This window comes from Chamaesiphon sp. VAR_48_metabat_403 (assembly GCF_031422475.1).
Lineage (GTDB): Bacteria > Cyanobacteriota > Cyanobacteriia > Cyanobacteriales > Chamaesiphonaceae > Chamaesiphon.
The window spans coordinates 1-11184 of the sequence record NZ_JANPLS010000276.1; the positions used below are offsets into that span (position 1 = coordinate 1).

General features: G+C 46.6%; 11 protein-coding genes. 7 read left to right on the forward strand and 4 right to left on the reverse strand.

Translation table 11 applies throughout. From position 1 onward, the window contains the following. Positions 1–406: 406 nt before the first annotated feature. Positions 407–1075, reverse strand: a complete 669-nt coding sequence (locus RMO79_RS12685) for an energy-coupling factor ABC transporter ATP-binding protein (RefSeq protein WP_310483528.1) — start codon at positions 1073–1075, stop codon at positions 407–409. Positions 1076–1127: 52 nt separating this feature from the next. On the opposite strand from RMO79_RS12685, the gene RMO79_RS12690 reads away from it, so the two are divergent. Both RMO79_RS12690 and RMO79_RS12695 read left to right on the forward strand, forming a co-directional pair. Next, positions 1128–1289, forward strand: a complete 162-nt coding sequence (locus RMO79_RS12690; RefSeq protein ID WP_310483529.1) for a hypothetical protein — start codon at positions 1128–1130, stop codon at positions 1287–1289. Between the two features lie 45 nt (positions 1290–1334). After that, positions 1335–2402 carry a Sll0314/Alr1548 family TPR repeat-containing protein gene (locus tag RMO79_RS12695; RefSeq protein WP_310483530.1) on the forward strand — a complete coding sequence of 356 codons (1068 nt, stop codon included), beginning with the start codon at positions 1335–1337 and terminating at the stop codon, positions 2400–2402. 136 nt (positions 2403–2538) lie between these two features. Here RMO79_RS12695 and RMO79_RS12700 read toward each other — a convergent pair whose 3' ends face one another. The 3 genes from RMO79_RS12700 to RMO79_RS12710 all read right to left on the reverse strand — a co-directional run bounded on the left by RMO79_RS12700 (position 2539) and on the right by RMO79_RS12710 (position 7124). After that, positions 2539–3660 carry a CO2 hydration protein gene (locus RMO79_RS12700; protein ID WP_310483531.1) on the reverse strand — a complete coding sequence of 374 codons (1122 nt, stop codon included), beginning with the start codon at positions 3658–3660 and terminating at the stop codon, positions 2539–2541. Between the two features lie 118 nt (positions 3661–3778). Continuing rightward, on the reverse strand, positions 3779–5254 hold the full coding sequence (locus RMO79_RS12705) for an NADH-quinone oxidoreductase subunit M (protein ID WP_310483532.1): 1476 nt from the start codon (positions 5252–5254) through the stop codon (positions 3779–3781). A gap of 31 nt (positions 5255–5285) precedes the next feature. Continuing rightward, on the reverse strand, positions 5286–7124 hold the full coding sequence (locus RMO79_RS12710) for an NAD(P)H-quinone oxidoreductase subunit F (protein ID WP_310483533.1): 1839 nt from the start codon (positions 7122–7124) through the stop codon (positions 5286–5288). Positions 7125–7814: 690 nt separating this feature from the next. Between RMO79_RS12710 and RMO79_RS12715 the strand changes: the two genes are divergently transcribed. From RMO79_RS12715 to RMO79_RS12735, 5 genes are all read left to right on the forward strand, one after another. Further along, positions 7815–9443 carry a ribulose bisphosphate carboxylase small subunit gene (locus RMO79_RS12715; protein ID WP_310483534.1) on the forward strand — a complete coding sequence of 543 codons (1629 nt, stop codon included), beginning with the start codon at positions 7815–7817 and terminating at the stop codon, positions 9441–9443. Between the two features lie 301 nt (positions 9444–9744). Next, positions 9745–10053 carry a carbon dioxide-concentrating mechanism protein CcmK gene (locus RMO79_RS12720; RefSeq protein ID WP_015161393.1) on the forward strand — a complete coding sequence of 103 codons (309 nt, stop codon included), beginning with the start codon at positions 9745–9747 and terminating at the stop codon, positions 10051–10053. Positions 10054–10109: 56 nt separating this feature from the next. Beyond that, positions 10110–10463: a carbon dioxide-concentrating mechanism protein CcmK gene (locus tag RMO79_RS12725; protein WP_310483535.1), complete on the forward strand. Its 354-nt coding sequence runs from the start codon at positions 10110–10112 to the stop codon at positions 10461–10463. A gap of 6 nt (positions 10464–10469) precedes the next feature. Continuing rightward, the gene (locus tag RMO79_RS12730; protein ID WP_310483536.1) at positions 10470–10769 is read left to right on the forward strand and encodes a EutN/CcmL family microcompartment protein; all 300 of its coding nucleotides are present in this window, start codon (positions 10470–10472) and stop codon (positions 10767–10769) included. A 49-nt stretch (positions 10770–10818) separates the two neighbouring features. Further along, positions 10819–11184, forward strand: a 366-nt coding sequence (locus RMO79_RS12735) for a ribulose bisphosphate carboxylase small subunit (RefSeq protein ID WP_310483537.1), incomplete at its 3' end; no start/stop codon positions are given.

Consider the following 11184-nt stretch of genomic DNA (forward strand, 5'->3'; position numbering starts at 1 on the left):
GTGTCGCCGTCTTAATGTTGATTACGAACGTTTACCTGCTTCATCAGAGGCTTTCATCCACATTGCTATGATCCGACTTATGCTACGGAGACTTGCTTGAATATTTTATACTCTCCGTATTTCCAAACATCCTCTTAGCCCCTCAAAGATCCTCCCAAATCGCCCTTGAAAAGAAGATTAAATTATCCTTCTCTCTATGCTCTCTGCGCCCTCTGTCTTGATTTGTTGTCCTGTCGTTTTTTTATATCTCCTGACGGAGAGGCTACGCCAACGGGGGGAACCACCGAATAAAAACGCCGCTAAACCGTCGGGGAACAGAGGCGTGCACAAATCGCTGCGCCTCTGCGGTTAAAAAGAAAGATCTCTGATAGTACTAATAAAATCGAAGTATTATCTATCCTCATTACTACGGAAAGGAAATAGCATTTTCTAATTTACCATCAACAATTTTAGCTTCAGTCAACTTCCCTCGATCTATCTGCCAACATTTATCCGCTATTGCCAATAAATCCCCAGCATCGTGAGTAACCACCAGCAAAGTCCATTGCTGCTTGAGCTGAGCAAGGAGGTTTACCAACTGCTGACGCATCGACCAATCTAAGCCTGCTGTCGGCTCGTCTAATAGCAATAAATGAGGCTGCCTGATTAATTGTACCGCCAGGGCTAAACGTCGCTGCTGACCGCCGCTGAGGGCATGTGGAGACAACTGTAACGACAAATCTGCCAAACCGACAGATGTCAGAGCTTGTTCCACGCGCTCGGCTCCTAATTCGGGATGTCCCAACCGCAATTCTTCTAAAATTGTATTGGTGCAAAAATGCCGTTCGGGAAACTGAAACACCAGCCCCCCCAGTTGTTGGAGCAATTCGGCATCTAACGCCCGATCGCGCCAATATACGCCCCCACTCGTACCGCTAGCCAATCCTGATAAAATCTCTAAGAGGGTACTTTTGCCCGAACCACTCGCACCGATAATCAGTCCCAATTGTTGCGGAGCTAGTTCTAAGTTAAGATCTTCGAGAATGGCTCGATCGCTGGCTGGTGGATGGTAAGATAAACGCTTGAGTTTGAGCATCGAGATAGGAGTTGGGTTTTAGGCTTGAGGTTTTAGGCTTGAGGAATAAGCCATGACGACCCTGAAAAGGATAGAGTGTCTGCAATCGCAACTGCTAGAGACAATGTACTATAAATGCGGAACATCCGATCGACAAGAACGTCCAGACAGACAATTATATGGCAATCGATCGGCCACTGGTAGAGGCGGCTGGATTCAAAAACCGCGTATCTAGCTCGATACTTTTGCCATCATCCATCTACATCTACTTACTGAATTAATGAAATTTAAGTTTTCACTACAGGCTACCCTAGCCCTCACGACTGTTGCGATTCTAACTCAATCGACGATCGTCTTACCGATTAGCCAGTTTAGCCCTACAATTGCTCCAGCCGTAGCCAGTAAGAAAACAGCCCCTGCCAAAGTCGCAACTCCAAAACCGAATAGCAATATGGTATTCCCGACTGCTGGGAATAGGGCAAAACAAGGTTCTAATGTCGAGCGTGCTAAGGAAGCAATGTTTCGAGATGGCGACTATGTTAAAGCCAAGCAGCATCTCGATGCGGCACTAAAAACCGAACCTAACGATCCGCTGACATATGCGATGAATACGCTCTATCCGTTTAGTTCGGGAGATTTTGAGAAAGTTAGAGAATATGGCGAAAAAACTTCCAAAGCTGCCGAACAATTAATGCCCACTAATCCGCTGCGCGGGAATTTGTATCAAGGCGTGGGTTTGGCGATTCTGGCTACTTACGAACTCAAGAAAGCTAATGGTGGCGCGTTGGGTGCTTTGGGTAAGCTTCAAAAGGTATTTGAGTATATTGATAAAGCCAAAAAAATCGACCCTAACAACTCAGAATTAAATCTGATTAAAGGTTACATGGACCTACTTTTAGCTGTTAACGTACCATTCGCCGATACCAGTCAAGCGATCGACCAATTTAAAAATGCCGAACCTCGCTATCTGGCTCTACGCGGCATGTATATCGGACATCGCGATTTAAAAGAATACGATAAAGCGAGTGATGCGATCGAAGCCGCACTTAAAATCGCTCCTCAAAACCCTGAATTGATCTACTATAAAGCGCAATTGCTCAACATTCGCGGAAGCGCAAAAAATAATGATGATGATTTACGCGAATCGATTAAATTATTTGAAGTTGCCTATCAAAAACGCGATCGATTATTATTATCAACCATCGCCCAAATTCTCTCCGAACGCTGTCAAGCTAAAAGTTCGCTAGCAAAAGTCGGTAATGAAACTTGCTATGGATTTGAAGCCCAACTCAAGCAAGATAACCCCAATCTTGTCGTCGGATTGACTAAGTTGCCTGCTTTAAATTAGCTACCTATCGCTTACCTGCGACTAAAGTCGCGGCTAATGATGCAAAGTCCGCCTACTCGGAATATTTAATCTGTCCGCGTTGGCTGACTTTGCACCACCAGCACCGATTTCAATCGAGTGCTGACGTTAGGTTAATCTAACCCTGAATATTGGGTAACTGAGAAGTTAACAATCGATCCATCCAGCCCTCAAAGTAAGCCATATTCACTGATTGTTCTCGCGGATCTTGACTATCCAGCGGATGGGGAGCCAAACCCAAAATCGTCGCACTAGTGACGCAATACATCGACTTCTGAAAACTCTGACAAATTTTCACCAGCAAATCGTCTTCTTTGCGCTTGGTGTTCTGATAGATTTCATGTAGATAAGGTGGAATATAGTGCCTCATATCTTGCATCAATAACGTCGGCGGAATCCCCGAACCGCCAATTGGTAAAGGATCGGCATATAGCGCACCGTAGGTAAATTCTTCCTGAGGGACGGGAATTTGATGAGCTTGGGCATTGAAAGAAACCACCCCTAAAAACGGCGTACCGCGAAAGAATATGGCTTCTACATACGGTACGGCAACATCCATCAAAAAAGTGAGCTGCGCTGAGGGTGGTAAGATATCGTACGATCGACCGTTAATTTCGACCGCATAATGAATCGGATTACCAGCGGCTGCTACTAATCCCGCTTTAATCCACTCCACAACCTGCGGAATCGTGGTAATTTTACCTTTATTATAAGCTTGCCCTAAAGTTAGGAAAATCTCGCACATTACTTCCCAAAATTGACCTAGAGCATTGTAGTAAACCATTTGGCGAACTTGCTCTGGCAAAAATTCTGGAAAGAAGCGATGTAAGAGTTGAATTATTGGATGACCTTTAATTTTGGCTTGAATTGCTGGCTCGATTAGTTCGCGAAATTCTGGCGATTCAATATACTGTTCTAGTTTGCCGCCACCGTGCCAGAGCATGACTTTCATGCAGTATTCGGCATACTCAAAATTAATCCGATCGTGCCACCAATGCTTGACAATTTGGTCGATCGATACCTTATTGTTAAAGTATTTAAAAAATGGAAAAACTGTCAAAAATTCAGCCTTGGAAATGTGCTGAAGATTTATTTGATACTCATTGAGAACGTAGCCGTAACTATCTAAAATACCGACTACCTCTTTAACATTATGAGGTGTATCTGGTACGAGAGCTTGACCGTTGTAAAATCGATCGATATAGGCAGCAAAACGGTGACAGGAGTTAATGGAGGTCATAGATAGGGATTGTGGGGGGTGTGGGAGGAAACACAAAGGAACGCAGTTCCAAAGCCTAAAGCCTAAAGCCTAAAGCCTAAAGCCTAAAGCCTAAAGCCTAAAGCCTAAAGCCTAAAGCCTAATTCCCTCTCGTTACAGTCGCGACAATGGCTGGTGGGTGGTGTAGTGTGGCGGCGATTGTAGGTTCGCTCCAGCGGGTAATCCAGCCTGGTTGGAGACCGAATAAAACGATCGCGATGGTGAGAATCATGGCGGGATAGCGTTCGCGCCATGTGACTGATTCGAGGTTTTGGACTTTTGGTGAGAGCCGCCCGAAAAAGGCTTTGTTAATCAGCAACAGATAATAAACCGCCGTCAATCCCGTACCGATGGTGCATAACAAGGTTTGAATCGGGAAAACTGGGAAACTGCTGCGGAAGATCAGAAACTCGGCGACAAAGCCCACCATTCCCGGAATTCCTGCACTTGCCATTACGCCTAAAATCATCAAACTGCCGATTACAGGCATTCCACGTTCGGGATTGAGCAATCCTTCAAGAACCCTAATATCGCGAGTCTGCGTTTTCTTGTAGACAACCCCCACGCAGAGGAACAATGCCGCCGAAATCAGCCCGTGGCTGACCATTTGAATCATCGCTGCCGAAAAGCTCAATGGTGTATTCGCTGCCGCTGCGAGCAAAATATAGCCCATGTGACTGACCGAACTATAGGCAACCATCTTCTTCATATCCGTCTGTGCGATCGCCATTAAAGCACCATACAAAACGCTGACGATCGCCCAGTAGGAGAGCCAAGGAGCGGCAATCTGCCAAGCTTCCGGGAATAACCCCACGCAGAAGCGTAAGATGCCGTAGGTTGCCAATTTAAGCAGGACTCCTGCCAGCAATACCGAAATTGGTGTCGAAGCTTCAACGTGAGCGTCTGGGAGCCAGGTATGAAAGGGAAATAACGGCATTTTGATGCCAAAGCCTAATAATAAGGCACCCAACAATAGTAACTGTTGTCCGATCGGCAAAGCCTGCGCGAGTGCGGGATCGTAGGTAAAACTACTGCTACCGCCAAACCAAGCTAATCCTAAGAAAGCCGCCAATAACAGCGCGCCGGATAGAGCAGTGTAAATTAAAAATTTCGTAGCTGCATAAGCCCGTTTTTGACCGCCCCAGATGGCAATCAGTAGATATAAGGGAATTAGTTCTAGCTCGTAAGCGATAAAAAATAGCAGCAAATCTTGGGCTAAAAATACGCCACTAACCGCCGCATTCAAAATTAAAATTAGGGTGTAATAAAGACGCGGACGTTCGATTTTTTCATCGCTACTATAAATCGCCATTACAGTTAACAAACTATTTAAGGCGAGTAACGGCAACGATAAACCATCCAACCCAACTCGATAAGATAAACCGAGTGTATCGATCCACGTATAATTTTCAACAAATTGCATCCCCGGATCGCTTAAATTAAACTGTGTTAATAAAAACACCGTCCAACCGAGAACGACAAACGAGACAGCAAAGGCGATCGAACGCGTCCGATCGGGTAGACAAGCCACAGCTAATGCTCCCAACAAGGGAACTATTAATAATATACTCAGCATAATTCAAACAACCTCAAACATAGCCCCTAAATTAGAACGACCAAAATAACCAAGCAACCATCAATCCCAACACGCCTGCACCGACAGTAATTGTCAGAAAATAGTTTTGAGCCTGACCGGAGGTACCATATTTCAAACCTTCACTACTAAAAATCGTGGCAAATCCGACGAGGTTTACCAAACCATCTACTACATATCGATCGATCCAAGCCGTAAATTGCGAGAGGGTACGAATCGACCAAACTACTGTATTATCGTAGAGTTTTTCCACATAAAAATCATAGGTAAGTAACTCTTGCAGCCAGGTAAACTGGAGTTTAATCGGTTGACGATCGGCTTTAAAATATAAAAATCCGCCCGTAACAAACCCTACTAAGCTCAATAAACTAATCGAACTAAATTGCAATACGCTAATATCGTCAAAATCTGGTAGTAACGACAATCGCCACATCACCACGGGTACTAACAATGTCAAGATTGTCAAGAAAACCATCGGTAACGCTAATGGCCAAGGTACCTCTGGCGAGCGGCGGGTTTTAGGCTGAGTTTTGCCTAAAAATACTAAACCGAACACCCGCGTGAGATTAAAAGCAGTCAAGCCATTGACAGCCAACAGAATTCCCACCGCCCACGGATAGTCGATCCACAAATCCTTAAAGCCTTCCTGAAATGCCCAAAATCCACCTAACGGAAATACGCCCGTCATCGCTAATGTCCCCACGACAAAGGCAATCGTCGTCGCAGGCATACTTTTACCCAAACCGCCAAATTCGTTAACATCTTGATTGTTAGTCGTCAAAATTACACAACCCACGCTCATGAACAGTAACGCTTTGGCGATCGCATGAGCGAAGAGTAAAAAGAAGGCAAAACTAATCCATTTGGCACCAACGGCAATAAATACCAAGCCCAAATAAGCACTAGTCGAATAAGAAATCGTCCGCTTGATATCGATTTGGGCGATCGATACCAATGTCGCTCCGATCGCAGTCACCGCACCAATTACCATCAACGTAGTGGTAACTACTGGCGACAAATACAAAATCGGGTGAACTTTAATCAAAATATAAGCCCCACCCGTCACCACCACCGAATTCCGCAGAATCGAAGCCGGATTTGGCCCTTCCATCGCTTCATCCAACCACAGATGCAGCGGAAACTGAGCGCATTTACCGATCGGCCCCGCAATCAAAGCCAGACCAATGAGGGTCTTGGTTGTCATCGAAATATCGGTAGTATCGCACCAATCATACAAATCGTTAAAATTCAAACTACCAACGATCGTCGATAGGGCGATTACCCCTGTAAACAGTAAAATATCGCCAGCCCGTTTCGTCAAGAACGCATCGCGAGCCGCCTTGACTACCAACGGTTGTGCGTACCAGAACCCTACCAACAAATAAGTAGACAACGTGAGCAATTCTAACAATCCATAACTGACTAGTAATGAATCGCTAATGGCTACCGCACTCATCGCGCCCTCAAAGAAACCCACCAAAGCGAAAAATCTCGCCAGTGCCCAGTCTTTTTCCATATAGCCCAGCGCGAATACTTGCGTCAGCAAGCTAAACACTGTCACCGACTCCATCGCCCCCACACTTACAGATGACAGCTCAAAGGTAATATTTAACTGCAAATCAGCTACTGTCAGCCAGTTAAACGCGATCCGATACGGAGCGTGGTTCCAGATTGTCTGAAACAAGAAGGTGCCATGAATAAAGGCGATCGTCGTCATCAAAATATTTAAGTACGCTGCTGGTCTGGGGCCAGTTCGACGTACCAATCTCGTCATCCAGGGAATAGTGAGAATCGCCCCAAGCAGTCCGTAGCAAGGTATCAGCCAGCCAGTCTCCAGCAACATTTGTTCCATAAATCGCGATCGAGTATCCGTGGATTAAGTTTATTAAAGTTGATTTTTTAAAGTCGCTCGGTCGATCGCCAGACTATCCGCAGCCAGCGATCCCAACTGAAGGCATAATTTTCAGCCCTCACTTATTATCTATCAGAACCTACCGATCGCGTGGAAGAGAGATTGGGAGTGTGGGGCGATGGGGAGACGGGGAGACTGGGAGATTTCCTTTACCCTTTACCCTTTACCCTTCTTCCCTAAAACCTAAAACCTAAAACCTAAAACCTACATAGATGATTAGCCTAGCTTATGCCACAGATCGATAAGAATAATTTTGTATTATATTGCCAAAGCGATCGCCTAAACGGTATTGTTGTCTGTATCGTAAGCACAATTCTAGGTTTTACCGACCCATAATCATCTTAGCTTTTGCCGATTGTTGCTAGAGCCTGAATTTTTGTGTCTATAAAATTTGACCTAGCACTTACTTAAAAATCAAAATATCTGACCGATCGATAATCTGGGCGTTCCGTCAAATATTTGTTGCGGTGGCAGCAACCCAATCCCGAAAAAGCTTTTAAAAGCTTTTACCGTCAAGACTCATTTTATTAGAGTATAAGCCAGAGCTTGTGCGAGTTTGGCGGCTATTGGTGAGGATCGAACTGCCCGGTGCGATCGCCTCATAATTCATGTAAGGAAAATTTTTAGATAATGATAGTAGCCCAGAGTAATGTTACCGCTTCACCACCGACACCGTGGTCGCAGAGCTTGGTCGAGCCAAAGATTCATGCTAGTGCTTACGTTCATGCTTTTTCTAACATCATTGGCGATGTGCGGATCGATGCTAATGTGACGATCTCCCCAGGCGTTTCGATTCGGGCTGATGAAGGTAATCCGTTTGCGATCGGTGCCAATACCAGCATTCAAGATGGGGCGGTCATTCACGGTTTAGAGCAGGGGCGAGTGCTGGGTGATGATAACCAGCCATACTCGGTGTGGATCGGGAAGAACACTTCGATCGCTCACATGGCAATAATTCACGGCCCTGCTTACGTGGGTAATGATTGTTTTATCGGCCTTCGATCGACAATATTCAACGCTAGAGTCGGCGATGGTTGCATGGTGATGATGCACGCTTTGATTCAGGATGTCGAGATTCCCCCTGGTAAATACGTGCCATCGGGGACAATTGTCACCAACCAGCAACAAGCAGATCGCCTCTCAGATGTACTCCCCGAAGATCTCAAGTTTGCCGCTGGCATCATTAGCACGAACGATGCTTTCCGTGCTAACGATCGGCGTACTGAGCAGCACCATTCCCCGCTAGCTAGTAGCACCAATGACGATCGATCTTCGAGTCTGGCACCCGATGTCATTGCCAATGTCCGCAATCTGCTGGCACAGGGTTATCGCGTGGGGACGGAACATGCTGACAAGCGGCGGTTCCAGACTAGCTCCTGGAATAGTTGCGCGTCATTGAATACCAACCGCGAAAGCGAAATTATCAGCGGTTTGGAAAATTGCCTGCACGAACATAGCGGCGAATACGTCCGATTGATCGGGATCGATACCCGTGCCAAACGGCGGGTACTCGAAACCATCATTCAACGACCTGGAGATCGTGCTGCGGCTCCAATGGCGACCGATCGCCTCAGCTCCGCTCCCGCACCCAGCATCCATCCTAGCTGCGATTTACCCAGCCGAGGAGCTGCACCCACGGGTGTAACTGACGATACCGTCACCCTCGTGCGTCAACTCTTGAGCCAAGGCTCTCAAATAGCAGTCGAACGCGCTGATAAACGGCGGTTCCAGACTAGTTCTTGGCATAGCTGCGATCGGATCGAATCCCAAACTGAGACGGCAATTCTCAGCGCAATCGCTAATTGCATCGGCAACCATCCCAACGATTACATCCGCGTTATTGGGGTCGATCCTCACGCCAAACGCCGCATCGCTGAAAAAATCGTCCATCGTCCTGGTGTGGCGATTTCGCCTGCGCCAATAGCTTCGATCGGTTTGAGTCAGCCAGCACCAACATCAGTGAGTCATAGCTCTACTCCCGTCACTAGCAGCACTCTAGCCTTAGATGTCGTCGAGACGATTTCGCGGCTCGTCGCTCAGGGGTGTGCGATCTTTACCGAATTTGCCGACGAGCGTCGCTACAAGAGCAATGCTTGGGAAACGGGTGGAAAAGTTGGCGGTCGAACTGCTGCGGAAATCGTGCGCGCGTTGGAATCGATCGTTAGCGATCGTCCCAAATCCTATGTCCGCATCATTGGTGTAGACCAACAAGCCAAAAAACGGACGATCGAAAAGCTGATTCACCGTCCGGTGAAATAAATCGCGGCTTTCTGCGCTAGCATATTAGTTCAACTTTGTCAATTTAAGCCGAATTAGTTAGCGCGGGGATCGCCGTCATCACATAAAACTTTCTGATACCTTAATTAATAAAATAAAATTGTTGCTTATATTGCCAAAGCGTCACGTCTCAGTCTATGCTTGACTTTAGCAGATGCATAGTGCTGGGTTTTTCATAGATAAAAGTCTATGGAAACAATCAGTACATGCTCCGAAAAATCAATGGGGTCGAAACATTTCGATCGCCTCGTTAACTACAAAATAATCTAAGGACGAAAAATATATGTCTATTGCCGTGGGAATGATTGAAACCAAAGGTTTTCCTGCTGTTGTGGAAGCTGCCGATGCCATGGTTAAAGCCGCACGAGTCACACTAGTCGGCTATGAGAAAATTGGCAGCGGTCGGGTAACTGTCATTGTCCGTGGTGATGTCTCTGAAGTACAAGCTTCCGTATCCGCAGGTGTGGAATCCGTTAAGCGCGTCAATGGTGGTGAAGTGCTATCGACTCACATCATTGCTCGTCCCCACGAGAACCTAGAGTACGTCTTACCAATGAACTACACCGAAGATGTCGAGAAATTCCGCGTCTAGTTGAAGTTAGCTATAAAGATCGCGTTTAAAGTCAAAAAATTTAGGAGTCATTGATAATGTCAATTGCAGTTGGGATGATTGAAACACTGGGCTTTCCCGCAGTAGTAGAAGCTGCTGATGCGATGGTTAAAGCCGCCCGCGTTACCCTCGTGGGTTACGAAAAAATCGGCAGCGGTCGCGTGACTGTCATCGTCCGTGGCGATGTTTCGGAAGTTCAGGCTTCCGTATCCGCAGGTGTAGAATCTGTCAAACGCGTCAACGGCGGTCAGGTCTTGTCTACGCACATCATTGCGCGTCCGCACGAGAACCTAGAGTACGTACTGCCAATGAACTACACTGAAGACGTAGAGAAATTCCGCGACAGCTTAAATGGTCCAGGCCCCTTGGCAATGGGCAGTAGACGTTCTTAAAGCTAGATGAAACTAGCTAAAGTACTGGGTACTGTGGTCAGTACCCACAAAGAACCAAGTTTAACTGGGACAAAGTTTTTGCTCGTGCAAATGCTGGATGCGGCGGGTAACGACCTGCCAGAGTACGAAGTCGCCGCTGATTGTGTTGGCGCAGGTTTAACAGAAGTAGTTTTAGTAAGTCGGGGTAGTGCTGCGCGTCAGATCTCCACCAAAGACCGCTATCCTGTCGATGCGCTGATTGTGGCGATCGTGGATACAGTCGCAGTGGGCAATGACTTGACATACAGCAAACGAGATGCCTTATAAAGAAGAAATTATTATCTAAATTATCGATAATTTAACTGGAACCGAAGATATGAGTAGTATTAGTGACAGCGTTCGCCAAGAAATTCGGCGTTTATTGAGCCAGGGCTATCGGGTGGGCGCAGAATACGCCGATGCTCGTCGCTTCCGGACTGGTTCGTGGACTAGTGCAACGATCGCTCAAGGTGGTGAAAGCAGTGTACTGGCAAGCATCACAGCGGTTCTGGATGAACATCAGGGTGAATATGTCCAAATCCTTGGTGTTGATACCAAGTCGCGGACACGGGTATTGGAACTGATGATTCAACGCCCTGATGGAGCGGTGACTCAAGTCAGTAAGTCGAAGGGGAGTAATGGTAGTGCTGCTGGTGCTAGCAATAGTAGTGGATCTGGAACTGGCGGTGGCGATGTTGCCCAG